General features: G+C 65.1%; 20 protein-coding genes. 13 read left to right on the forward strand and 7 right to left on the reverse strand.

Annotated elements, in window-relative coordinates:
- Window positions 1-2: 2 nt before the first annotated feature.
- Window positions 3-2,432 carry an ATP-dependent Clp protease ATP-binding subunit ClpA gene (gene clpA, locus BLT60_RS04525; RefSeq protein WP_090875052.1) on the forward strand — a complete coding sequence of 810 codons (2,430 nt, stop codon included), beginning with the start codon at window positions 3-5 and terminating at the stop codon, window positions 2,430-2,432.
- A 102-nt stretch (window positions 2,433-2,534) separates the two neighbouring features.
- Window positions 2,535-3,926: a tetratricopeptide repeat protein gene (locus BLT60_RS04530; protein WP_090875053.1), complete on the forward strand. Its 1,392-nt coding sequence runs from the start codon at window positions 2,535-2,537 to the stop codon at window positions 3,924-3,926.
- Here BLT60_RS04530 and BLT60_RS04535 read toward each other — a convergent pair.
- A complete protein-coding gene (locus tag BLT60_RS04535; protein WP_090875054.1) occupies window positions 3,923-4,369 on the reverse strand; it encodes an HIT family protein in 447 nt (148 codons plus the stop codon). The genes BLT60_RS04530 and BLT60_RS04535 overlap by 4 nt on opposite strands.
- Window positions 4,366-5,580, reverse strand: a complete 1,215-nt coding sequence (locus BLT60_RS04540) for a GNAT family N-acetyltransferase (RefSeq protein ID WP_090875055.1) — start codon at window positions 5,578-5,580, stop codon at window positions 4,366-4,368. Before BLT60_RS04540 ends, BLT60_RS04535 begins: the two co-directional genes overlap by 4 nt.
- Window positions 5,581-5,722: 142 nt before the next feature.
- Here BLT60_RS04540 and BLT60_RS04545 point away from each other — a divergent pair, with 142 nt between their 5' ends.
- Window positions 5,723-6,547: an EipB family protein gene (locus BLT60_RS04545; RefSeq protein ID WP_090875056.1), complete on the forward strand. Its 825-nt coding sequence runs from the start codon at window positions 5,723-5,725 to the stop codon at window positions 6,545-6,547.
- Here the strand turns inward: BLT60_RS04545 and BLT60_RS04550 are convergent.
- Entirely contained in the window at window positions 6,495-7,259 is a 765-nt protein-coding gene (locus BLT60_RS04550; protein ID WP_090875057.1) for a glycerophosphodiester phosphodiesterase family protein, read from the reverse strand. The two genes, BLT60_RS04545 and BLT60_RS04550, sit on opposite strands and share 53 nt — an antisense overlap.
- A gap of 9 nt (window positions 7,260-7,268) precedes the next feature.
- Complete coding sequence (locus BLT60_RS04555) at window positions 7,269-7,736, reverse strand: RidA family protein (RefSeq protein WP_090875058.1); 468 nt, start codon at window positions 7,734-7,736, stop codon at window positions 7,269-7,271.
- Window positions 7,737-7,874: 138 nt separating this feature from the next.
- On the opposite strand from BLT60_RS04555, the gene BLT60_RS04560 reads away from it, so the two are divergent.
- Window positions 7,875-8,687 carry a cell envelope integrity EipB family protein gene (locus BLT60_RS04560; RefSeq protein ID WP_175478292.1) on the forward strand — a complete coding sequence of 271 codons (813 nt, stop codon included), beginning with the start codon at window positions 7,875-7,877 and terminating at the stop codon, window positions 8,685-8,687.
- Here the strand turns inward: BLT60_RS04560 and BLT60_RS04565 are convergent.
- Window positions 8,618-9,892: a hypothetical protein gene (locus BLT60_RS04565; protein WP_090875060.1), complete on the reverse strand. Its 1,275-nt coding sequence runs from the start codon at window positions 9,890-9,892 to the stop codon at window positions 8,618-8,620. The genes BLT60_RS04560 and BLT60_RS04565 overlap by 70 nt on opposite strands.
- Before the next feature lie 527 nt (window positions 9,893-10,419).
- Here BLT60_RS04565 and BLT60_RS04570 point away from each other — a divergent pair.
- On the forward strand, window positions 10,420-12,183 hold the full coding sequence (locus BLT60_RS04570) for a calcium-binding protein (protein ID WP_090875061.1): 1,764 nt from the start codon (window positions 10,420-10,422) through the stop codon (window positions 12,181-12,183).
- Between the two features lie 34 nt (window positions 12,184-12,217).
- On the opposite strand, the gene BLT60_RS04575 is transcribed toward BLT60_RS04570, so the two are convergent.
- A complete protein-coding gene (locus BLT60_RS04575) occupies window positions 12,218-12,694 on the reverse strand; it encodes an Lrp/AsnC family transcriptional regulator (RefSeq protein ID WP_090875062.1) in 477 nt (158 codons plus the stop codon).
- A 201-nt stretch (window positions 12,695-12,895) separates the two neighbouring features.
- Between BLT60_RS04575 and BLT60_RS04580 the strand changes: the two genes are divergently transcribed.
- Both BLT60_RS04580 and BLT60_RS04585 read left to right on the forward strand, forming a co-directional pair.
- A complete protein-coding gene (locus BLT60_RS04580; protein WP_090875063.1) occupies window positions 12,896-14,164 on the forward strand; it encodes an MgtC/SapB family protein in 1,269 nt (422 codons plus the stop codon).
- Between the two features lie 81 nt (window positions 14,165-14,245).
- On the forward strand, window positions 14,246-16,270 hold the full coding sequence (locus tag BLT60_RS04585; protein ID WP_090875064.1) for an acetyl-CoA carboxylase biotin carboxylase subunit: 2,025 nt from the start codon (window positions 14,246-14,248) through the stop codon (window positions 16,268-16,270).
- Here the strand turns inward: BLT60_RS04585 and BLT60_RS04590 are convergent.
- Window positions 16,267-17,283, reverse strand: a complete 1,017-nt coding sequence (locus BLT60_RS04590) for a LacI family DNA-binding transcriptional regulator (RefSeq protein ID WP_090875065.1) — start codon at window positions 17,281-17,283, stop codon at window positions 16,267-16,269. The two genes, BLT60_RS04585 and BLT60_RS04590, sit on opposite strands and share 4 nt — an antisense overlap.
- A 194-nt stretch (window positions 17,284-17,477) precedes the next feature.
- Between BLT60_RS04590 and BLT60_RS04595 the strand changes: the two genes are divergently transcribed.
- From BLT60_RS04595 to clpX, 6 genes are all read left to right on the forward strand, one after another.
- Window positions 17,478-18,422, forward strand: a complete 945-nt coding sequence (locus BLT60_RS04595) for a substrate-binding domain-containing protein (RefSeq protein WP_425284965.1) — start codon at window positions 17,478-17,480, stop codon at window positions 18,420-18,422.
- 91 nt (window positions 18,423-18,513) lie between these two features.
- A complete protein-coding gene (locus BLT60_RS04600) occupies window positions 18,514-19,542 on the forward strand; it encodes an ABC transporter permease (RefSeq protein WP_090875066.1) in 1,029 nt (342 codons plus the stop codon).
- A 58-nt stretch (window positions 19,543-19,600) separates the two neighbouring features.
- A complete protein-coding gene (gene recO / locus BLT60_RS04605) occupies window positions 19,601-20,347 on the forward strand; it encodes a DNA repair protein RecO (protein WP_090875067.1) in 747 nt (248 codons plus the stop codon).
- A 125-nt stretch (window positions 20,348-20,472) separates the two neighbouring features.
- Window positions 20,473-21,330, forward strand: a complete 858-nt coding sequence (locus BLT60_RS04610; protein ID WP_090875068.1) for a calcium-binding protein — start codon at window positions 20,473-20,475, stop codon at window positions 21,328-21,330.
- Between the two features lie 228 nt (window positions 21,331-21,558).
- The gene (clpP, locus tag BLT60_RS04615; protein ID WP_090875069.1) at window positions 21,559-22,200 is read left to right on the forward strand and encodes an ATP-dependent Clp endopeptidase proteolytic subunit ClpP; all 642 of its coding nucleotides are present in this window, start codon (window positions 21,559-21,561) and stop codon (window positions 22,198-22,200) included.
- Window positions 22,201-22,410: 210 nt separating this feature from the next.
- Window positions 22,411-23,676, forward strand: coding sequence for an ATP-dependent Clp protease ATP-binding subunit ClpX (gene clpX, locus BLT60_RS04620; RefSeq protein ID WP_090875070.1), 1,266 nt, complete (start codon window positions 22,411-22,413; stop codon window positions 23,674-23,676).
- Window positions 23,677-23,737 lie beyond the last annotated feature (61 nt).

Below are 23,737 nucleotides of genomic sequence, written 5' to 3' on the forward strand. Positions count from 1 at the left end.
CCGTGCCGTCGTTCTCCCGCAACCTCGAAAAAGCGCTCCACCAGGCATTGGCCCTGGCGAGCGAGCGTCATCAGGAATACGCGACGCTCGAGCACCTGCTGCTGGCCCTGGTCGACGACCAGGACGCGGCCGCGGTGATGCGTGCCTGCAACCTCGACCTCGACATCCTGCGGCGCAGCCTTGTCGAATATATCGATACCGAGCTCGCCAACCAGGCGACCGGGTCGGAAGAGGATTCCAAGCCGACCGCCGGATTCCAGCGCGTCATCCAGCGCGCCGTCATCCATGTCCAGTCGTCGGGCCGTGAAGAGGTGACCGGCGCCAATGTGCTGGTCGCGATCTTCGCCGAACGGGAAAGCCACGCTGCCTATTTCCTGCAGGAGCAGGACATGACCCGCTACGACGCGGTCAACTACATCAGCCACGGCATCGCCAAGCGGGCCGGCATGTCGGAGTCGCGCCCGGTGCGTGGCGTCGATGACGACGCCGCGACCTCCGAGGGCCGCGAGGACAGCAAGAAGAAGGCCGACGCGCTCGAGGCCTATTGCGTCAACCTCAACGAGAAGGCGCGCAAGGGACGGATCGATCCGCTGATCGGCCGCGACTCCGAGATCAACCGCACGATCCAGGTGCTGTGCCGGCGGCAGAAGAACAACCCGCTCTTCGTCGGCGATCCGGGCGTCGGCAAGACCGCCATCGCCGAGGGGCTCGCCAAGCGGATCACCGACGGCGACGTGCCGGAGGTGCTGAAGGACTCGACGGTCTTCTCGCTCGACATGGGCACGCTGCTTGCGGGCACGCGCTATCGCGGCGACTTCGAGGAACGCCTCAAGCAGGTGATCAAGGAGATCGAGGACTATCCCGGCGCGATCATGTTCATCGACGAGATCCATACGGTGATTGGCGCCGGCGCGACCTCGGGCGGTGCGATGGATGCGTCGAACCTTTTGAAGCCGGCGCTCGCCTCGGGCACCGTCCGCTGCATCGGCTCGACCACCTACAAGGAATATCGGCAGTTCTTCGAGAAGGACCGGGCGCTGGTCCGTCGCTTCCAGAAGATCGACGTCAACGAGCCGACGATCCCGGACGCGATCGAGATCCTCAAGGGCCTCAAGCCCTATTTCGAGGACTATCACAAGGTCCGCTACACCGGCGACGCGATCAGGACGGCGGTCGAACTGTCGGCCCGCTACATCAACGACCGCAAGCTGCCGGACAAGGCGATCGACGTGATCGACGAGACGGGCGCCTCGCAGATGCTGTTGCCGCCGACCAAGCGGCGCAAGACCATCGGCGTCAAGGAAATCGAGGGAACCATCGCCACGATGGCGCGGATCCCGCCGAAGTCCGTCTCGAAGGACGATGCCGAGGTGCTGCGCAACCTCGACACCGTGCTGCGTCGCGTCGTCTATGGCCAGGACAAGGCGATCGAGCGCGTCGCGTCGGCGATCAAGCTGTCACGCGCCGGATTGCGGGAGCCGGAGAAGCCGATCGGCTGCTACCTGTTCTCGGGCCCGACCGGCGTCGGCAAGACCGAGGTCGCGCGGCAACTGGCCAACTCGCTCGGCGTCGAACTCCTGCGCTTCGACATGTCGGAATATATGGAGCGCCACACGGTCTCGCGCCTGATCGGCGCGCCTCCCGGCTATGTCGGCTTCGACCAGGGTGGGTTGCTGACCGACGGCGTCGACCAGCATCCGCATTGCGTGCTGCTGCTCGACGAGATCGAGAAGGCGCATCCGGACCTGTTCAACATCCTCCTGCAGGTGATGGACCACGGCAAGCTGACCGACCACAACGGCAAGAAGGTCGACTTCCGCAACGTCATCCTGATCATGACGACCAATGCCGGCGCCGCCGAACTCGCGAAGCCGGCGATCGGCTTCGGCAAGTCCGAGCGGGACGCCGACGACCAGGAAGCGATCAACCGGATGTTCACTCCGGAGTTCCGCAACCGGCTCGATGCGGTCGTCCCCTTCGGCAGCCTGCCGCCGGAGGTGGTCAACGAGGTGGTGCGGAAGTTCGTCCTGCAACTCGAGGCCCAGCTGGCCGACCGCGGCGTCACCTTCGACCTGACGGACGGGGCCGTGACGTGGCTTGCCGAGCGGGGCTATGACAGCCGCATGGGTGCGCGGCCGCTCGCGCGGACGATCCAGGAGCACATCAAGCAGCCGTTGGCCGACGAGGTGCTCTTCGGCAAGCTGAAGAAGGGCGGCACCGTCAAGGTATCGGTCAAGGAAGACGGCAGCGGTCTCGATCTCGACGCGATCGAGGACGGTCCGGTCAAGCCCAAGCCGGAGCCGGTTCCGAAGCCGCGGCGTCCGCGCAAGCGAAAAGCCGCGGCCGCCGCGAAAAAGCCGCCAAGCAATGGAAAACCCTCCGGCGGTAGTGGACGCGGCCTTGTGCCGAAGGTGCCGTTGAAGACGAGCTAGTCGCTTCGACACGGCGTTGTCTGGTAATACGGGGCATCGGCATCCTTCGGGATTCCGGTGCCCGCCTACAGGAGGAGGGCGATCGCATCCTGGAGGCAGTCGATGCAGGTTGATTGGAACGGACGGACACGGGCCCTGAAGGTGGCAGGCGTCGCCGCGCTTCTCATGGTGGCGGGCGCTGCAAGCCCGGTCATGGCAGACGAAGCCTGGGACAAGTGCACCTCGCCGGAGCCCGATATAGGGATCGCCGGCTGCACCGAAGTCCTGTCGCGTGGCACCCAGGAAACCCAGCGGGACCGCGCCATCGCCTTCCGCAATCGCGGTCTGTCCTACAAGGACAAGGGCGACTACGACGCCGCCATCATCGACTATGGCGAGGCGATCGCGCTCTATCCCGAATATGTTTCGGCCTATAACGATCTCGGCATCGCGTATCTGGCGAAGAACGACCTCGAGCGGGCGATTGCCGCCTACAGCGCCGCGGTCAGGCTCGATCCGGACTATTCCTATGGCTACAACAATCGCGGCAACGCCTACCGGGACACCGGCGAGACGGCCCTCGCGATTGCTGATTACACGCAGGCCATCCGCATCGATCCCGACTACGTTTACGCCTATAACGGTCGGGGCAACGCCTACCAGGACCAGGCCCAGTACGAGGAGGCCATCGCGGATTACACCGAGGCCGTGCGCATCGATCCGGAATATGCGCCAGCCTATAACGGGCGCGGCAATGCCTATCGCGACCTCGGCGAGAACGACCTGGCAATTGCCGACTATGATCGCGCCATAGCAGCCAGTCCGGATTACGTGCTGCCCTACAACGGGCGTGGCAACGCCTACAAGGACCTCGGCCAGCTGGACCTTGCGATCGCCGACTACAACAAGGCGATCGAACTCGATCCCAACTATTCCTTTGCCTATAACGGCCGGGCCAATGCCTATGCCGAGAAGGGCGACTACGAACTCGCCATAGCCGACTACACGCAGTCGCTTCGCCTCGACCGGAACTATGCCGTCGCCTACCGGAATCGCGGCCTTGCCTATGACGAAATCGGCAACACCGACCTGGCCCTCAGGGACTTCGACATGGCGATCAGGCTCAACCCGAACTACGCCTACGCCTACAACGACCGCGGCATCATCTACGACAGCCAGGGCGACTACGAGAAGGCGATCAAGGACTATACGGCCGCGATCGAGATCGATCCGAACTACACCTTCGCCTACAACAATCGCGGCGTTGCCTACCAGAACATGGGTAATCCGCGGCGCGCCGTCGACGACTACGAGGCAGCCCTCAACATCGAGCCGGGCTATACGCGGGCCAAGGAAAATCTCGATTCCGTGCTGGCAGAACTTGGTGGCACCGGTTCCAAGACGGAGATGGCGTCACCCGAAACAAACCGGTCCCAGGTTCCGTCCGGCGGCAAGAGCGTCCAGCCGGCAAGCAGTGGCCCGAACCGCAGCGGCGAAAGCCTTTTCCAGCTCTAGGGCGTCGGTGAGCCAGCGGGCAGGGCGGCCCTGATTTTCTCGGCCCCGGCCGCCAGCACGTCGTCGGCTTCCATGTCGCCGCTGTGCGGTCTGAGGGCGACGCCCTCGAAGCGCGGGATGACGTGGACGTGGAGATGGAAGACCGACTGTCCGGCCGGCGCTTCATTGAACTGCGTGATCGTCACGCCGTCGGCATCGAAGGCGGCCTTCACCGCCCGGGCCACCGTCTGGACCGCCTGCGCCAGGCCTCCGAGCGAGGCCGTGTCCGCGTCGAGCAGGTTGCGCGACGGCGACTTCGGGATGACCAGCGTGTGGCCGCGACCCTGCGGCATGACATCCATGATCGCGATGGCCGCGTCGTCCTCGTAGACCTTGTGGGCGGGAATCTCGCCGCGCAGGATCCGGGCAAAGATGTTCTGGTCGTCGTAGGCCTGAGCGCTCATTGGTCGGGCTCCCTGGGTTCCTCGTGGCGAAAAGGCAGATACGACGACAGGACCTCGCTGTCACGGTTCACCTGCTGTCGCTCCTGGCGCAGGTAATCCGCGATCGCCTTCCGGAAGCTGGAATTGGCGATCAGATGTGCCGAATAGGTCGTCGTCGGGCGATAGCCCCGCGCCAGCTTGTGCTCGCCCTGCGCTCCGGCCTCGACCCGCCCGAGCCCGTGCGCGATCGCCCAGTCGATCGCCTGGTAGTAGCAGACCTCGAAGTGCAGGAAGGGGTGATCCTCGACCGCTCCCCAGTAGCGTCCATAGAGGGCATCCGAGCCGATGAAGTTGAGCGCGCCGGCGATGGCGCGACCGTCTCGCTTCGCCAACATCAGGAGGATGTGGTCGCCCATGCGCTCGCCGATCAGCGAGAAGAACATCCGGTTGAGATATGGCCGTCCCCATTTGCGCGCGCCGGTGTCCATGTAGAATTCGTAGAAGGTGTCCCAGTCCGCCTCGGTCAGGTCTTTGCCGGTAAGGTGGACGACCTCAATGCCGTCGGCCAGCGCCTCCCGTCGCTCCCGCCGAATGGCCTTGCGCTTGCGGGAGGCGAGGGCCGACAGGAAGTCGTCAAAGGTCCGATAGCCGTCGTTGAAGAAGTGATACTGCTGGTCGGTGCGCTGCAGGAATCCCGCCTCGCCGAGCAGCGTCCATTCGTCTTCGGTGGCGAAGGTCACATGCGCGGACGAAACGCCGAGGTTGGAAGCGAGGCTCGCCAGGCCATGGACGAGGATCGTGCGGTTTCGGTCGGCATCGGGGCCGGGACGGACCAGCAGGCGGCGACCGGTCGCCGGCGTGAAGGGAACCGAGACCTGCAATTTCGGATAATAGCGGCCGCCGGCCTGCTCGAAGGCATTGGCCCAACCGCCGTCGAAGACATATTCGCCCATCGAATGCGACTTGAGATAGCAGGGGAGGACCGCCGTCGGGCTCCCGTCCGCGTCGGCGAGCACGAGGTGCTGGCCGAGCCATCCGGTCTTGCCAGTCGCCGAACCGGATTCTTCCAGCGACCACAGGAAATCGTGGGAGAGGAAGGGATTGTACTCGACGGTGCCACCAGCGGATGTCGCCCCGGCGGGATTGGCGCAGGCATCCCAGTCGTCACGCGAAATCTCGCTGAGCGACGACACGACGGCTACTGTCGCTTCGGATCGGTCACTGTCTGTCACGGGATGGATTCACTCAAGATTCAGGCCATCCCATCATCTAGGTGGGCGGACTGCAAGCTCAACCGTCTGCGTCGGCCAATGGATCGACTTTGATGTCGCAACAGGCGAGTGTTGCCATGGAACGAACGCAAGGAGGCGCCTCGTGAAAACCGCTCTCGGCCTGACAATGGCGGTCGCCCTCGCATCCGCCTGTCCGGCGATGGCCGCCCCTAAAATGGTGACCGGGGCAGTCGTCTACGACCTCACCCTGGAGGACAAGGGCGGCATGCTGAGCGGGGTGACCGGCAGCATGACGGCGCAGATGACTCGCGACTGCGACACCTACTGGACGGAATCGAGCCTCTCCGCCGAGTTCGAGGGACCGACCGGGGCCATGACCATGGAGATGAGTTCGGTTGTCTCGGAGACTGCCGACAGTCTCGGCTTCGATATCCTCGGCAAATTCGCTTCCATCGAAGTCGATCGCGCCGAGGGGACCGCCATTCGGACGGCAGATGGCGTCAGCGTCGCACTCAGCGAGCCGGAAACCGGAACCCATACGGTCGCGGGCGACGTCGTTTTCCCGCTCGGGATGATCACCGGATCGATCGAAGCGGCCAAGGCGGGTGAGTCGCTCGCCAGCTTTGTCGTCTATGACGGGTCGGGGCACGGCCGCGACGTGTGGCTCGTCTCCGTCGTCATCGGGGCGCCGATGGAGCCGGCCAGCGACGAGGACGAGGAGGCATTGTTCGCCGCCGGTCTCGGCTTCGCGGACATGGGCCGCTGGCAGATGGTGTTCAGCTATTTTCCACGCGATGCGAGCGGCGACCAGACGCCGGTCTTCACCTCGATGGCGGTCGTCTACGAGAATGGATTCGTCCAGGCGGCGTCCTACGACTTCGGCGAGTTTGCCATCCGCCTGACGCTGGAGGAATTCAGCCCAATTCCGCCGACGCCCTGTCCGTACGATCGAAATCCTCGAAGATGATCTGGTCGGCATAGCGTGCCGCGGTCGTGCGCTCCGCCGGGGTCCGGACGGTCCAGGTGAGGAGTGGCAGGCCGAGGTGACGGAGAAGGAGCGGGGCGTTGGCCGGCAGCGCGCGGACGCCGTAGGCGATGAAGTCCGGCCGCACCATCGGCGCCCAGGCGAGATGCCGAAGGGCGAGGCGCCGCAGCGGCGACAGCGATTCACTTTCGGCATCGTCGAACCGGTCGGCCACCATGCCGCGCGGCAGGTGCGGGGCGAGCGAGCGCATGGCCCGGACCGAGCGTGGGTCGAAGGACATCACGGCAATCGGGCCGGAATAGCCTTCGAGGATGGACGTTGTCCGCCGTTCCAGGGCATCGCCGCCCGGCTGCGGCTTGAGTTCGATGATCAGCGGGACGCTTCCGGCGATCTCGGCCAGCAGGTCTGCCAGGGTCGGGATGCGGTCGTCGGTTCCCGAAAGGCTGGCGGCCCGGATTTCGGCCAGGCTCCGGTCGCGGACTGGCCCGGTGCTATCGGTCAGGCGGTCAAGGGTATCGTCGTGAAAGACAACCGCCTCGCCATCGGCGGTCAATTGCAGGTCGCACTCGATGGCGAAGCCGCGGTCGACCGCGGCGGCCGCCGCCGAAAGTGTGTTCTCGACCCTTCCGGCGGCAATATCGTGAAAGCCGCGATGGGCGACAGGTCGTTCGGTGAGGAAACGCCCGCGTCCCACGGCCGTGCCTCAGCGGATCTCGGCGATCGCCTCGACCTCGACGGCAACGCCAAGGGGCAGGGTGCCCATGCCGATGGCCGAACGGGCGTGCTTGCCGATGTCGTCGCCGAAGACTTCCGTGATCAAGTCGGAAGCGCCGTTGATGACCTTGTGGACGTCGGTGAAGTCCGGCACGGCGTTGACGAAGCCGAGGACCTTGACGACCCGCGAAATCCGGTCGAGATCGCCGACGGCTGCCTTCAGCATGCCGAGGATGTTGACGGCGCAAAGCCGGGCGGCCTGCTGGCCTTCCTCGATGCCGTATTCCTGGCCGAGCTTGCCGACGAACTTGACGCCATCCGGCGCCAGCGGAACCTGTCCTGAAATGAAGACAAGGTTTCCGGTGATCACAAACGGGACATAATTTGCCCCCGGTTTGCCGGGGGTCGGCAATTCGATGCCGAGCGCTGCAAGCCGCGCCTCGATTTCGCTGGCCATAACATACTCCTCATGGGAACCATTCAAGGCGGGCTTGTGTGGCGTAAATCGCCGATGGCGGCAAGGGCCAATCCCCTTGTTTCCGCCACGCTTGCGAGGCATGGAGTGGTCGAGAGGGATTTGTCTTTGCACAACTGGTTGAAAATTGCGGTCCTGGCCATGGCCGCCGGCGCACCGGCGATTGCCGAGGCTGCTCCGATGAGCCTCGCCGCGCACCGCGCCGTCTACGACATCTCGCTTCTCGACATCGACGATGGCGTTGATATCTCGACGATTTCCGGTCGGCTTGTGCTGGAGTTCACGGGATCGGCCTGCGCCGGCTATTCGTCCAAGCTGCGGTTTGTCACCCAGACCGAGGACCCCGAAGGCGTGCGCCAGATCACCGACGCGCGATCCACCACCTTCGAGTCGGCCGACGGGCGTAGCCTCGACTTCGCCAACGAAACCTATGCCGGCGCGATCCTGGCGGAGCAATCCGAAGGGACGGCGAGTCGCGACGCGGACGGGATTTCGGTCAAGTTGCGGAAGCCCGAGAAAAAGGCTCTCGATATCTCCGGGCCGATGGTGTTTCCGACCGACCAGATGGAGCGCATTCTCGATTCGGCGCAGCGTGGCGACGCCTTCCTGGCGATGGAGGTCTATGACGGGTCGGAAGACGGCGAGACCGTTTTCGAAACCGCCGGCGTCATCGGCCGGGTGTCCACCGCCTCCGACGATATCGGCAAGGAAACCGCGATCTCAGATGCGGGCATCGCGGCGCTCCGCCATTGGCCGCTGACATTGAGCTACTTCGACAAGTCAGTGACCGGCGACGATACGCCGTTCTACACGCTGTCCTTCGTCATCTATGAGAATGGCGTCGGGCGGACGATGAAGATCGACTACGGCGACTTCGCCCTGGCGGGTACGCTGACCGGGCTGGAACTGCTGCCGTCGGCGCCCTGTCCCTGACGGCGCGTCGCCGCGTCGCCGGTTTGCTCCGACATCAGGGCCAGCGTTGCCTCGACCGCGTCGAGATCCTCGTCGGTTTCCGGATTGAGCAGGCGGGTCAAACGCTCATGGAGCAGCTCGCGGCTGGCCGTGAAGCCGTTTCCGGGCACGGCGCAGACATTGTAATTCTCGCCATCGGCCAGCACGTCGAGGCAGAGCGGCACCGGGCCCCATAGCGGCGGGATGCCGAAGGTCGCGCTGACCGAGCGCCCGCCGAGGACCAGCCGGCGCGGCATCGGGATCAGCGTCGCCATCGCATCGAAATTTGTGTACCAGATGCGCATCATCAGCCGGGCAATCGGACGCGGCGCGAGCGCCACCAGCCATTGCGTGATCGGCAGGTCCTGCGCGCGGGCAAGCCCCGGGATGGTGAACCGCTTCTCCTTCGGCTTCTCCTTGGTCGAAACGGTGACCATCTTCAGATGGTTGCCGACGCCGTTCTGCGGGCCCCGGCGACGAACGAAGCGCGTGCGTCCGACATTGCCGCGCAGCGGCTGGGCGTTGGGGAAGAGTGTCGGGTCCGCGACCAGCGTTGCCGCAACGGCAGCCAGGCGTTCGCTCGAATCGCCGTCACGAACCATGCCGCGACGCGGGATCTGGAGCAGCGAAAAACCGGGATCGTGGACGGTGATCGGCGAGGCGAAATCGAGCGGCTCGACGCTCGGTATCCGGGCAGCCAGCGCGCGGTGCGCGGCGGTCGCCTCGTAGCGACCCATCCGGGAGAGAATCTGGAGGCCGCGAATGGCATCCGCCATCCCGTGGCGAACCTGCATGAAAAGCGCGGAAAGCGGCGGCTCTCCATCGATGTCCTTGCCGGGTTCGGCCGGGTTGAGAACGAAGACCCGCCACGGCGGGCCGTCGATCCGGATCGGGCTGCGTCGCTGCTTGTCGAGGCGCGGCACGATCTGCTCAAACCGCGTAATCGACGGGTCGCGGATAACTGAAACGTGCCTGGTCAGGTCGACCTGTCCCGAGGTCCGCTTGGCGAAGGTCCAGAGGCCGATGCGCTTCGACTGCTCGGTGAGGGCGGGCATCGCCTCGATGACGCCTTCCATCTCGGCCAGCAGCACCGCGAGATCGCACGGTCCGTCAAGCACGGCGGCTGCGTTCATGTAGCAGTCGCCGAGATTGTAGAAGATCGTGTCGCTGAGGCTGAGACGCCTCATGGCTCTGCTCCCGCCGACCGAGTTGTGCTGCCCCAGGAAGACGTCAGTTTAGGGCATTTGCCGGACGATTTCCAATACACGGCGCTTGCAAAGGTTCCGCGACCCATCGGCGCGGCTCGTCCAATTGGCGGTTTTCCGGGCTTCCGGGTAGTCGGCCTTTTTTGCGTGGCATCGGCGCACGGACGGACGGTCCCATTCGCCTGAGCCCGTTGCCGACCGCCGACGACGCCGGCTGGCCCCGGTGGTCGGTGAATCGCCTCGATCGCCGCCGCGACCCTGAAGCAATCGACCTGACGCAACGACCATGGCGATGCCGGCGCGCCGTTACAAAGCTGTGATATTCGTCACAGACCAAGCATAAATTCGGTATTATTACATATTTGACGAACATAATTCGGTAATGGCACATCAACGCAGGCCCGATGAGGGCCTCCGCCGAGGCGGCTGCGCTTCGGGACGGGCAAGGACGTCAACCTCGCTCACCCCGCCGCTGACAGACACGCCCGGCCTGACGGAGCGCACTGACAATGGCAAAGCTTACAGGGAACAAGAAAGCCAACAAGCTGAAGGGCACGAACCACGACGACAAGATCTTCGGGCTCGGTGGTCATGACCTGCTCACCGGCAGGGGTGGCAAGGACAAGCTGATCGGCGGGGACGGCAACGATATCCTCGACGGTGGCAAAGGCGCCGACACCTACAACGGTGGCGCGGGAAACGACCTGATGCACACCCGCGACGATGCGGTCGCCGACAAGTTCTTCGGTGGCGCCGGCACCGATACCGTCAGCTACGCGAAGAGCAAGATCGGGGCGGTGGTCGACCTTCTGCTCAACACGGGCAGCGGCGCGGCACAGGCCGACAGATTTTATTTCATCGAGAACATCGACGGTACGGCCCATGCCGACCAGTTGACCGGCGACGCCGGCGCCAACCGCCTCCGTGGCCTTGGCGGCGACGACAAGCTGTTCGGGGGACTCGGCAACGACACCCTCGACGGCGGCGACGGCAATGACTTCATGGAGGGCGGTGCCGGCGCCGACACATTCATCGGCGGCGCCGGTGTCGATACGGTCTCCTACATTCGCGAGACATCGGGGGTGACGGTGTACCTTGCCGGCGGCTCCAGCAGCGGCGCTGCGGCCGGCGACAAGTTCCAGGGCGTCGAGAATGTCGAGGGGACCGCCTACAGCGACTACATCCTGGGCGACGGCGCAGCGAACAAGCTCTCGGGCCTTGGCGGCAAGGACTACCTCTTCGGTGGCGCCGGCAACGATCGTCTCGAGGGCGGCGACGGCAATGACCTGATGGAGGGGGGAAGCGGCGCCGACGCCTTCTTCGGCGGCGCGGGGATCGATATGGTCTCGTATTTCCACGAGAAATCGGGCGTCAACGTCTACCTCTTTGGCGCGCCCAATGGCGGCGCGGCGGCCGGCGATACCTTCAACGGAATCGAGAATATAGAGGGGTCGATCTACAGCGACGTCATCCAGGGTGACGGCCAGGTGAACGCCCTTTATGGGCTGTCCGGCGCGGACGTCATCAATGGCGGCGGCGGCAACGACATCCTCGACGGAGGGGACGGCGCCGACATCCTCGACGGCGGCGCCGGTAACGACCGCATCTATGCGGCGGACGACACCACGTTTTCACCCGACATCATCGTTGGCGGCAGCGGAAACGACACGGTCGACTATTTCGGGTCGATGGGCGGCGTCCACGTCGATCTGACCGCCAACACGGCTTCCGGCGCCGCGATTGGAGACACCTTCACTGCCGTGGAGAACGTCAATGGCTACTATTATGACGACACCCTGAGGCCCGGCGCCAACGGTCATGCCTTCGGCGACAGGGGCAACGACGTGCTCTACGATTCGACCGGAACGGAGGTCCTTCGGGGCGGGCGCGGCACCGATATCCTGTCGGATAACAAGTTCGGCGAAGACGGCCTCAGGGACATCTTTGTCCTGGAGAACGGGTTTGGTTCCGATGTGGTGTTTGGCTTCAACTCGGGCGACACCGCCAACAGCGACCGGTTCTGGTTGCCCGAGGACATGTTTGCCGGTCTGAACCACAACGCCTCCGGCGTTCTTTCCCTTGGCTATTTCGTCAATAAAGACAGCGATCACAACGCCACGGCGGCTCACGCCCAACTCATCTACCAGGGCGATACACATGCCATCTGGTACGACGAGGACGGTACGGGCGGCGGCGCAGCGGTGCAGATCGCGACCCTTGTGCTTGGCCCGGACAAGCTCAAGAGCAGCGATTTCCTGATGGTCGATATCTAGCGCGAAGGACGCGGCTGGCGGCCCGACCGGGCCGTCAGCCTGCCCAGGCTGGCGGATCGGTGGCCAGCGTCGCGGTTTCCTTGGGCGACGAAAGCACGATCAGCGTTTCCGTGCGTTCGATGCCGTCGACGGACTTGATGACCGCGGCGAGGAACGCCTCCAGCATCCGCGTGTTGCGGACGCGGACCTTCAACAGATAGTTCCACGCCCCCGTCACGTGGTGACATTCGAGCACGGCCGGCTCTTCGGCAACCCGGTCGAGAAACCGCTTCTCGACATCGGGCGCGCTCCAGCCGACGAAGACGACGGCAAGGAGGTCGAGCCCGAGGGCCTCGGGCGAGACGCTGGCATGGACGCCGGTGATCACGCCGCGCTCGCCGAGCTTCCGGACGCGCTCATTGACCGAGGAGACGGCGAGCCCGACCACCCTGGCGAGTTCGGCATGCGGAGTTCGGCCATCGGCCTGGAGCAGGGCGAGAAGCCTGCGATCGATCGCATCGGGTTCGGCCATGGGCGGGGAAGACCTCGGTTGGACGCTTGGCGGGAAGGTAGCAAGCCGCCGCGGCCCGGGAAAGCGGACGAAGGCGGGCAACACGGCGTGGGTGACCGCGAAGGCCGCGGGCCGTGACTGCCCGAAGGGGCACGGCCACCGGGAAGACCTGCTCAACCGCATGCAATCGGTTAAGGTCGGGGGAATTCCGGAGGCCCTGCGTTGGACGACAGCGACACCTTCATCCGGCTCGGCCTGGCGTTGGCGATTGGGTTTCTGATCGGCGTCGAGCGCGGTTGGCGTGAACGCGGCGAAGCCGACGGCGAACGGGCCGCCGGATTGCGGACCTTCGCGCTGATCGGGCTGTTCGGAGGCATATGGGGCCTGCTCGCTCGCGAAATCGGCCCAGCGCCGCTGGGGCTCGCCTTCCTGGCGATTGCCGGGGCTTTGACCCTCTTCCGGTGGCGGGAGACGCAGGCCGAGGGCAGCCACGGCATGACGACGCTGGTCGCCGGGCTGATCACCGTCTCGCTCGGCGCTTATGCGGTGCTCGGCAACATGGCGGTCGCCGCCGCCGCGGGTGTCGCCACCGCTGCGCTTCTCGCCGCGAAGGAATGGCTGCACGCCTGGCTGCGGGTGTTGACCTGGCAGGAACTGCGGGCGGCGCTGATCCTGCTTGCCATGACCTTCGTCGCGCTGCCGGTTCTGCCGAACCGTGGCTTCGGGCCGTACGACGCGCTCAACCCCTACGAGATCTGGCTGATGACGGTGGCCGTCGCTGGCGTTTCGTTCATCGGTTACGTCGCGGTCAAGGCGGCGGGCAAGCGCTATGGATCGCTGATTGCCGGATTGGCTGGTGGGCTGGTGTCCTCCACGGCGACGACGCTCGCGCTCGCACGGCGCGTCCGTGCCGAGCCGGCCGGGTGGCGGTTGCCGTTGTCGGGGGCGCTGGCTGCCTCGACGATCATGTTCGTTCGAGTCGTGGTGGTCGTGGCGCTGTTCGGGCCAACGCTGCTTGGCCGGTTGGCCGGTCCGCTGGCCGCCGCGGCCCTGGTCTGCGCGGTCGCATCGCTGGTCTTCAACAAGCCGGGTTCCGAGGCGAAAGGAGAGGGGGTCGAGCCCGTTGACGATCCGCGATTGCAGAACCCCTTCGAACTACGCCAGGTCATCGGCTTCGGCCTGTTGCTGGCTTCCATCTTCATCGTCACCCGTGCCCTGACCGAGGCCTTTGGCGTCGAGAGCAGCGTCGCCCTGGCGGCGGTCGCCGGGCTCGCCGATGTCGACGCGATCACCTTGTCGATGACCAAGCTCACCGGCACCGACACGTATGCCACGGCCACCTTGGCGATCCTGGTCGCCGCGGCCGCCAATTCATTGTCGAAGTCGGCGCTGGCCCTGTTCGCCGGCGGGCGCACCTTCGGCATGGCCTACCTCGCCGTTACCCTCGCGGCGCTGGCTGCCGGCGGTCTGGTCGCGATGGTTCAGCCGTGATCGGCGGGGTCGCCGGAATTGTCCGGTTGCCCGCGCTCGGTAAGCCGGCATAGAAAAGCGTCAGGGGGAAACGCCTTGCCGATGTTCGAAAAAATCCTGATCGCCAACCGCGGCGAGATTGCCGTCCGCGTCATTCGCACCGCGCGACGGCTGGGCATCGCCACGGTCGCCGTCTATTGCGACGCGGATCGCGACGCCTTGCATGTCGAAATGGCCGACGAGGCGATCAATATCGGCCCACCGCCGGCGTCGTCCTCCTATCTCGTCATCGATCATATCCTCGACGCCTGCCGGCAGACCGGCGCCGATGCCGTGCACCCGGGCTACGGTTTCCTCTCCGAGCGCGAGGATTTCGCCATCGCCCTCGAGGGCGCCGGCATCGTCTTCATCGGCCCGAACCGTAGGGCGATCGGCGCGATGGGTGACAAGATCGAGTCCAAGAAGCTCGCCGCCGTGTCGGGCGTCTCGACCATCCCCGGGCATGTCGGGGCGATCGCAACGGCCGAGGAGGCGGTCGCCATCGCTGCCGACGTCGGCTTCCCGGTGATGCTCAAGGCATCGGCCGGCGGCGGTGGCAAGGGCATGCGGATTGCCCGGTCTGTCGACGAAGTCGCGGAAGGCTTCAATGCCTCGCAATCAGAAGCGCGTTCCTCCTTCGGCGACGATCGCATCCTGATCGAGCGCTTCATCGAGTCGCCGCGCCATGTCGAGATCCAGGTGCTTGGCGACAAGCATGGCAACGTCATCCATCTCGGCGAGCGGGAATGTTCGATCCAGCGGCGCAACCAGAAGATCATCGAGGAGGCGCCGTCGGCGGCGGTCGATGACGCGTTGCGCGCCGAGATGGGCGGGCAGGCGGTCGCTCTTGCCGAGGCCGTCGGCTACGATTCCGCCGGCACGGTCGAGTTCATCATGGACCCGGACCGGCGGTTCTATTTCCTCGAAATGAACACGCGGCTCCAGGTCGAGCATCCGGTCACCGAACTGGTGACGGGCATCGACCTCGTCGAGCAGATGATCCGTGTCGCCGCCGGCGAGACGCTGGCAATCCGCCAGGACGATGTCCGCTTCCACGGCTGGGCTGTGGAATCGCGGGTCTATGCAGAGGATCCGCATCGCGGCTTCCTGCCGTCGATCGGCCGGCTCGGCCGCTACCGGCCGCCAGCGGAAGGCGAGGACGGCGGCGCGACGGTGCGGATCGATGGCGGGGTCGCGGAAGGATCGGAAATCTCGATCTACTTCGATCCGCTGATTGCCAAGCTGATTACCTACGGACCTGACCGGCTCGCGGCGGTCGATGCGATGCAGGCGGCCCTCGATCGCTACCTGATTGACGGCATCGCCCACAACGTCCCGTTCCTGGCGGCACTGATGGCGCATCCGCGCTGGCGGGAGGGGCGACTGTCGACCGGCTTCATCGACGAGGAATACCCGGAGGGTTTCGCCGCGGTCGAGCCGGATGATGCAGTTCGTGGCCGGCTGGCGGTCGTCGCGCTGGCGATCGAGCGGGCAAAGAGCGCCCGGATGACGGCGATGCCGGGGCGCCTGAATGGCGAGCATGCCTTCGGGCGGCGCGACTGGGTCGTGCGCGTCGGCAAGGAACAGGTGGCGCTCGGGGTTGCCGAGGCGGCCGAGCCGTCGCCGACACGTTTTTCGGTTACGGTGCACGGCAGCACCGAGGCGCTGTCCGTCGCTTCCGACTGGCGCCCGGGCGATCCGCTCTGGACCGGGACCATCGGCGGGAAGGAGATCACTGTTCAGGTTCGGCAGGCGACGGGCGCGGTCCGTCTCGCGTGGCGCGGTGTCGATGTCGTGGCGCGGGCGATGACGCCCCGGGTCGCCGCGCTCGACGCCCTGATGCCTGAGGAGGCCGCCGGCGACTCCGCCAAGACCCTGAAATGCCCGATGCCCGGGCTGGTGGTGTCCATCCTCGTCGAACCCGGGCAGGCCGTCAGCGCCGGAGCGCCGCTCGCGGTGGTCGAGGCGATGAAGATGGAAAATATCCTGCGCGCCGAACGCAACGTTGTCGTCGCCAGCCTTCATGCTGCCCCGGGCGACGTGCTGGCGGTCGACGCGGTGATCATGGAATTCAAGGTCGAAGACTAGGAACCCGTTGCCGGCTGCCGCGCGGTCAGGGACGAACCGCGGACGATGAGCCTGCCTTTGAACAGCTTGCTGGTCGGCAGGCGGCCGGGGTCGCGCCCCTCGGCGAGCATGATTTCGGCGCCGACGTCGATCATCTCCTCGACAGGCTGGTGGATCGTCGTGAGGTTGTAGCCCGGCCACGCCGCCGGCGGCGCGTCGTCGAAACCGACGATGGAGAGCTGACGCGGTATCTCGAGGCCGAGCTGGTAGCGAGCGGCGTCCATGGCGCCCATTGCCATGACATCGTTGGCGCAGAAGATCGCGGTCAGGTCAGGGGACCGGGCCATCAGATCGATAAGCGCGCCTGCTGCGCCTGTATAGGAATTGTCGCCCCAGCCGACGACCGGCGGATCGATGCCGCGTTCGGCGAGCCTTGTCGAAAAGCCGTCGAAGCGATCGCCGTCCGTTGCCGATCCACGCGCGCCGTGCAGGTAGCCGATCCGGCGATGCCCTTCGCCGGCCAGCAGGTCGGCGACCGTGCGACCGCCGGCGAGATTGTCGGTATAGACGGTGGAGGCCTTGAGGCCGGGAAGGGCGCTGTTGAACAGCAGCACCGTGGCGTCGGAGGTCCCGTATTTTCGCGCGAGATCGCGTGGCAGGTGCGGGCTGATGACGAAGCAGCCATCGACCCGGTATTCGGCGAGCGCTGGCAAGGCAGCGCCGACTTCGTGCTCGTTGTCGACAGTGATCAGGAACGGTTTCAGCCCGGCCGCCCGTAGCCGATGCGACAGCCGTTCGAGGGCATCGGAGAGGAACGGATTGCTCATCTGGGAAATGACGACACCGACGATGCCGGATTTCTGCGTACTCAGGCCCCGGGCCAGCGCGTTGGGCCGGTAGCCGAGCCGCTCCGCGGCGGCGAAGATCCGCCCGCGCGTCTCTTCCGAGACGCCGCTGCGGCCGGCGAAGGCACGAGACACGGCCGATTGCGACACGTCGGCGTCGCGCGCCACCTGCCAGGCGGTAACGCGCATCTTGCCATTTTCCGCGGCTGTCCGTTTTTGCGCCAGAACCCTTGCTCCGCTTGACTAGTCGCGCCGCTCGGTGCGACAGTCACCTTAACGCATACGTATGCGTGCGTTAATGCCTTTTGCGCCGAAAGGTCAACGGGTGGGACGGCTGTGGCATGGCGCTTGGCGGTCGTTCCGGTTCTTTGGGAGGAACAATTATGGAAATGAAGTTTCTGAAGAAGGTCATGCCGGCCGCTGCTGTCGCGGCGCTGCTGAGCACCGGCGTGCAGGCCCAGGATCTGACCATTGCGACATCGGTTCCGAGCCTTGGCTTCCCGTTCTTCGTCCACATGCAGAAGGAACTGGCGGCAGGGGCCGAGGCTCTTGGCGGCATCAGCCTGATTTCGACGGACGGCGAGAACAAGACGCCGAAGCAGACCGCCGACGTCGAGGCCGCCATCATTCAGGGCGTCGACGGCATCGTCATCAGCCCGATCGACGCGGTTGCCATGGCTCCGGCGCTGCAGCAAGCGGTTGACGCCGGCGTGCCGGTCGTCACCATCGACCGTGCGGTCCAGGGCGTGCCCGGTATCCTGGCGCATGTCGGCGCCGACAACGTCAAGGGCGGCGAGGCTCAGGCCAACCTGATCGTCGAGCTGTTCCCGGACGGCGCTAACATCGTCAACCTGCAGGGGCAGCCCGGCGCCAGCCCGGCCATCGACCGCAACAAGGGCGTTCATAACGTCCTCGATGGCATGGCCGACAAGTACAAGTTCGTCGCCGAGCAGACCGCCAACTTCGCCCGCGAAGAGGGCGCGTCGGTCACGGAAGCGATCCTTGCCGGTCTCGACAGCCCGCCGGACGTGATCGTCGCCGCCAACGACGACATGGCCCTCGGTGCCCTTCAGGTCACCAGCGAGCAGGGTCTGGATATCCCGATCATCGGCTTCGATGCGCTTCCCGAGGCTCTCGGCAGCGTGCGCGATGGCGGCCTTGCCGCGACCATCGAGCAGTTCCCCGGCGGCCAGAGCCGTGGGGCGATGGATGCGCTGGTGAAGTACCTTCGTGACGGCACCAAGCCGGAGGCAGTCATCCTCCTGACCCCGATTGCCATTACCAAGGACAACATCAACGACGCCGAGCGTCTTGGCGAGCTCAACTAGACAGCGTTAGATTGAAGCGGGCCGGACGTGAGTCCGGCCCGCTTTTTTCCTTGGGGATGGGCGGCTCCCAGCGGGGTCGATCGGGCGTCTTATGAGCAATCCAGTATTGTCCGACCTGGAAGAGCCGGCGCGGAAGGTCTTTGACCCCGTGCAGACGGCGGCGAAGTATGCCGCGCCGTTGTTCCTGATCTTCCTGATCGTGATCTTCGCGCTCCTCCATCCGAATTTTCTTCACCCGCTCAACATTTTCAACGTCCTGCGGCAGGTCTCGATCTCGGGCCTGATCGCCATCGGCATGACCTTTGTCATCCTGACGGCGGGCATCGATCTTTCGGTCGGTTCGCTGCTGGCGCTGGCCGGTCTGGTCGCCGGCTACGTCGCCAAGGGCGGGCTCGCCGATCGCTTCGCCATCGGCGACAGCGTCGCCTCCGGCAATCCGGTCTACATGGCGGTTGCGGCCGCCGTCGCGGTCGGCGTGGTCGGTGGACTGATCCAGGGGCTGGTGATTACCCGCCTGCGCGTTCCACCTTTCGTGGCGACGCTCGGCGGACTGACGGCCTTTCGCGGCGCTGCGCTGTGGTTCTCGGAAGGCGGCCCGATCAGCGGTTTCACACCCGACTTCACCTGGTGGGGGCAGGGCCGCATCGGCCAGGTCCCGATCCCGGTGATCATCTTTCTCGCCGCCGCCGTGGTCGCGATGTTCATCCTCGCCTACACACGGTTCGGCCGTTACGTCTACGCGATCGGCGACAACGCCAACGCCGCGGCGTTGAACGGCGTGCCGGTCAGGCGCATCACCATCCTGGTCTATGTGATCTCGGGGCTTTCCTGCGGGCTGGCCGGCTTCCTGCTGGCGGCGCGGCTCAATTCGGCGGAAGCGGTTGCGGGTATCAGTCTCGAACTGACGGTCATTGCTTCGGTGGTGATTGGCGGAACCAGCCTGTTCGGCGGCGTCGGCGGCGTCTTCGGCACCGTGATCGGGGCGCTGCTGATCGGCGTGCTGACCAACGGCCTCGTGCTTCTCAATGTCTCGTCCTTCATCCAGCAGATCGTTATCGGCATCATCCTTGTCGCAGCCGTGGCCTTCGACCAGTTCGCGGCGTCGCGCCGTCCCGGGTGAGCCGGCCAGCGGCGTTCGGACATCGCAGCGGCTTCGCGACTTGCGCTAGACTGCCGCCATGCAGTGGACGGATGAAGGCATCATCATCGGCACCCGGCGACATGGCGAGACCAGCCTGATCGTCGAGTTGATGACGGCCGAACACGGCCGGCATCTCGGCATGGTGCGGGGAGGGCGGTCGCGCAAGCAGCAGCCGCTGCTGCAGCCGGGCAATTCGGTCACCGCCACATGGCGCGCCCGGCTCGACGAGCATCTCGGCAATTTCACGCTCGAAGCCACGACCCAGCGCGCTGCGCTGCTGATGGAAAGCCAGTCCGGCCTCTACGGCGTCCAGATCCTCGGCGCCCTGGTTCGCCTTCTGCCCGAGCGCGACCCGCATGCGCAGGTCTATGCAGCGCTCGAGGCGATCCTCGGCTGGCTCGGGAAGCCTGTCGCCGGCGGGGCGCTGATCGTCCGCTTCGAGGTGCTGATGCTGGAGGAACTCGGCTTCGGCCTCGATCTCCACCAATGCGCCGCGACCGGCGTCACCGAGGACCTTGCCTATGTCTCGCCGAAATCGGGACGGGCCGTCAGCCGGAGTGCCGGCGAGCCATGGCGCGACCGCATGCTGCCGTTGCCAGGCTTCCTCCGCGAAACGCCGGTTGAAACGCCAGCCAGTGGCGACATCGTCGACGCGTTCCGGCTGACCGGCTACTTCCTCGACCGCCACGTCTACGGGCCGAGGGGCATGGAGCCGCCGGACGCACGGGAGCGATTCGTCGCGCTGGTGGCGCGCTCCGACGCGGCGCGCCTCGCCGGGGCATGAGCCGCCGGTCGCCGCATGGTCGGCCCAGAGTTCCCATTCCCTAGAGTTGCAAGGACTTACGTAACCGCTTCTTTTGGAATTGATGGTTGTGTGGCGGTCAATCCAGAATCAGAAAAGGTGCCAGATTGGTCAAGATCGTTGCCCACCAGCCGATTAGCCGCGACTTCTTCGAGTGGCTCGGCCCCGCCGTCGACAGTGGTCCGGCGGATATCCACCACAAGTCCTCCGGCGGCTTCACCGTCACCCAGGGCCGGAAGGTGGTTCTCGACTTCATGTTTGAAGGGAAGGGGATCAAGTATATTGCCGGCGTGCCCTTTCAGGGGACCATCGACAAGGTGGTCGTCGATCTCGACGGCAAGCAGGCCTACAAGTTCACCGGCGAGAAATTCTCGGTCGCCAAGGGCCTCGATCTCTACCTGCAGAACGATCCCGAAAAGATCATCAAGGCGCTGACCCGCGGCGACGACAAGATCAAGCTCTCCAACTACGACGACGACATGACGTCCGGGAAGGGCGACGACAAGGTCTTCGGCAAGGGTGGCGACGACGTCATCAAGGGCAGCGGCGGCAAGGACGACCTGCGCGGCGGTGAAGGGGCCGACACCCTCATCGGCGGCGGTGGCAAGGACAAGCTCGACGGCGGCGCCGGCTTCAACCTCCTGTCGGGCGGTGGCGGCAAGGACACCTACGTGTTCAAGGACGCGCCGCTGAGCGGCATGAGCACCATCGCCAGTTTCAAGCACGGCGAGACCATCGCCCTCGACCGGCATGACTTCACCGGCCTCGGTGGCAAGGGAACCCTCAAGGCGGCCTATTTCCACGAGGGCGCCGACGCCGTCGATGCCGACGACCGCTTCCTCTACGACAGCGAGACCGGCGCGATCTATTATGACGCCGACGGAAACGGGGCGACGACCAAGGTCCAGTTCGCCCAGATCGACGCCGGCTTCGCGCTCACCAACGAGCATATCCTGCTGGTCTGATCGCGCCGAACTCCCTCGGGCGGCGGCGCAGCCGTTCCCGAGGGGCATCCCGCCTGCTGCCAGGGGGTGGTCCGCCTGCCGTTTGCGGGGGCTGGCCGTCGAAATCGGCCTGCCCCTTTCACACCGGCAGCGCGTACCATATCTATGGGGCCGGATTCGCGGCGACAGGATTCGTGTCGGCGCACCGCCCTCCTCAATGCAAGCCACCAGAAACAGGTCGGGATTCCCATGAAAGACGCCATCGACACCTACATGAACCTCGTCCCCATGGTGGTCGAGCAGACGAATCGCGGCGAGCGCGCCTACGACATCTATTCGCGGCTCCTCAAGGAGCGGGTGATCTTCATCACCGGTCCGATCGAGGACCACATGGCGACGCTGATCACGGCGCAGCTTCTCTTTCTCGAGTCGGAGAACCCGAAGAAGGAAATTTCGATCTACATCAACTCGCCGGGCGGCGTGGTGACGGCCGGAATGGCCATCTACGACACCATGCAGTTCATCAAGCCGGCGGTTTCGACGCTCTGCATCGGCCTGGCCGCTTCGATGGGCTCGCTGCTCCTGACCGCGGGCGCGAGCGGCATGCGCTTCGCGCTGCCGAATGCACGCATCCTTCTTCACCAGCCGTCGGGCGGCTTCCAGGGGCAGGCGTCCGATATCGAGCGCCACGCCGAGGACATCGTCAAGATGAAGCGCCGGCTCAATGAAATCTACGTCAAGCACACCGGCAAGGACTATGAAACGATCGAGCGGACGCTGGACCGCGACTATTTCCTCACCGCTACCGAATCAGAGGAATTCGGCCTGATCGACAAGGTTCTGACGTCGCGGGATGCGCTTGAGACTGCGGTTAAGCCGGAGGGCAGCTGAAAAAGGCCTGATTCCGGCCGATAATTGGTGCTTGACTACCGCGCGCAGGCGTTAAGTATCTCTTGAACAAATCACGCCTAGCATGATTGGATCGGGCGTGGTGAGTTGCCTCATGAGAGGTGTTGTTTAAAGTCCTGATCGAATCCCCGGGGCGGTGGGGCGATGAGAAGGGCGTAGAGCCGCCCGCATCGGGTGGCGCAAGGAAGACGGATGAGCAAAGTCAACGGCAGCGAAAGCAAGAACACTCTCTACTGCTCCTTCTGCGGCAAGAGCCAGCATGAGGTGCGTAAACTGATCGCCGGCCCAACCGTCTTTATCTGCGACGAGTGTGTCGAACTCTGCATGGACATCATCCGCGAGGAAAACAAATCCTCGCTGGTCAAGTCGCGGGACGGCGTGCCGACTCCGACGGAGATCTGCAATGTCCTCGACGACTATGTGATCGGCCAGTTCCATGCCAAGCGTGTTCTGTCGGTCGCCGTCCACAATCACTACAAGCGCCTGAACCACGCCGCCAAGAGCAACGACGTCGAACTCGCCAAGTCGAACATCCTGCTGATCGGCCCGACGGGTTGCGGCAAGACGCTGCTTGCGCAGACGCTCGCCCGCATCCTCGACGTGCCCTTCACCATGGCCGACGCCACGACCCTGACCGAGGCGGGCTATGTCGGCGAGGATGTCGAAAACATAATCCTCAAGCTGCTCCAGTCGGCCGACTATAATGTCGAGCGCGCCCAGCGCGGCATCGTCTATATCGACGAGGTCGACAAGATCAGCCGTAAGTCGGACAACCCCTCGATCACCCGCGACGTGTCGGGCGAGGGCGTCCAGCAGGCGCTTCTGAAGATCATGGAAGGCACCGTGGCGAGCGTTCCGCCCCAGGGCGGCCGCAAGCATCCGCAGCAGGAATTCCTGCAGGTCGACACGACCAACATCCTGTTCATCTGCGGCGGCGCCTTTTCCGGGCTGGAGAAGATCATCTCCGATCGCGGCCGCAAGACCTCGATCGGTTTCTCGGCCAACGTCTCGGCCGCCGAGGACCGCAAGACCGGCGAACTGTTCCGCGGCGTCGAGCCCGAGGATCTGCTGAAATTCGGCCTGATCCCGGAATTCGTCGGTCGTTTGCCGGTTCTGGCGACGCTGGAGGATCTCGACAACGAGGCGCTGGTCAAGATCCTGACCGAGCCGAAGAACGCGCTGGTGAAGCAGTATCAGCGGCTCTTCGACATGGAGAGTGTCGAGTTGTCGATCCATCCGGATGCGCTCAATGCGATCGCCAAGCGGGCGATCGAGCGCAAGACCGGCGCGCGTGGTCTGCGCTCGATCATGGAAGCCATTCTGCTCGAGACGATGTACGATCTGCCGACCCTCGATGGCGTGCAGGAAGTCGTCATCTCCGCCGATGTCATCGAAGGCAAGTCGCGGCCGCTCTATATCTACGCGGATCGCCAGGAAGAGGTGGGGTCGTCGGCCTGAGCCGGCTGACCGATTTTGCGCCTTCTCTGCCGGAAAGCCGGGCAAAACCGACGTCTGTCAT

It is taken from the genome of Bauldia litoralis (genome assembly GCF_900104485.1).
Lineage (GTDB): Bacteria > Pseudomonadota > Alphaproteobacteria > Rhizobiales > Kaistiaceae > Bauldia > Bauldia litoralis.

Bases quoted from the DNA above. Each gene is read 5' to 3' on its own strand.
- BLT60_RS04530 (WP_090875053.1), top strand. From the start codon at position 2,535: ATGCAGGTTGATTGGAACGGACGGACACGGGCCCTGAAGGTGGCAGGC.
- BLT60_RS04535 (WP_090875054.1), bottom strand. From the start codon at position 4,369: ATGAGCGCTCAGGCCTACGACGACCAGAACATCTTTGCCCGGATCCTG.
- BLT60_RS04555 (WP_090875058.1), bottom strand. From the start codon at position 7,736: ATGGCCAGCGAAATCGAGGCGCGGCTTGCAGCGCTCGGCATCGAATTG.
- BLT60_RS04565 (WP_090875060.1), bottom strand. From the start codon at position 9,892: ATGAGGCGTCTCAGCCTCAGCGACACGATCTTCTACAATCTCGGCGAC.
- BLT60_RS04570 (WP_090875061.1), top strand. From the start codon at position 10,420: ATGGCAAAGCTTACAGGGAACAAGAAAGCCAACAAGCTGAAGGGCACG.
- BLT60_RS04575 (WP_090875062.1), bottom strand. From the start codon at position 12,694: ATGGCCGAACCCGATGCGATCGATCGCAGGCTTCTCGCCCTGCTCCAG.
- BLT60_RS04585 (WP_090875064.1), top strand. From the start codon at position 14,246: ATGTTCGAAAAAATCCTGATCGCCAACCGCGGCGAGATTGCCGTCCGC.
- BLT60_RS04590 (WP_090875065.1), bottom strand. From the start codon at position 17,283: ATGCGCGTTACCGCCTGGCAGGTGGCGCGCGACGCCGACGTGTCGCAA.
- BLT60_RS04595 (WP_425284965.1), top strand. From the start codon at position 17,478: ATGGAAATGAAGTTTCTGAAGAAGGTCATGCCGGCCGCTGCTGTCGCG.
- BLT60_RS04600 (WP_090875066.1), top strand. From the start codon at position 18,514: ATGAGCAATCCAGTATTGTCCGACCTGGAAGAGCCGGCGCGGAAGGTC.
- recO (WP_090875067.1), top strand. From the start codon at position 19,601: ATGCAGTGGACGGATGAAGGCATCATCATCGGCACCCGGCGACATGGC.
- clpP (WP_090875069.1), top strand. From the start codon at position 21,559: ATGAAAGACGCCATCGACACCTACATGAACCTCGTCCCCATGGTGGTC.
- clpX (WP_090875070.1), top strand. From the start codon at position 22,411: ATGAGCAAAGTCAACGGCAGCGAAAGCAAGAACACTCTCTACTGCTCC.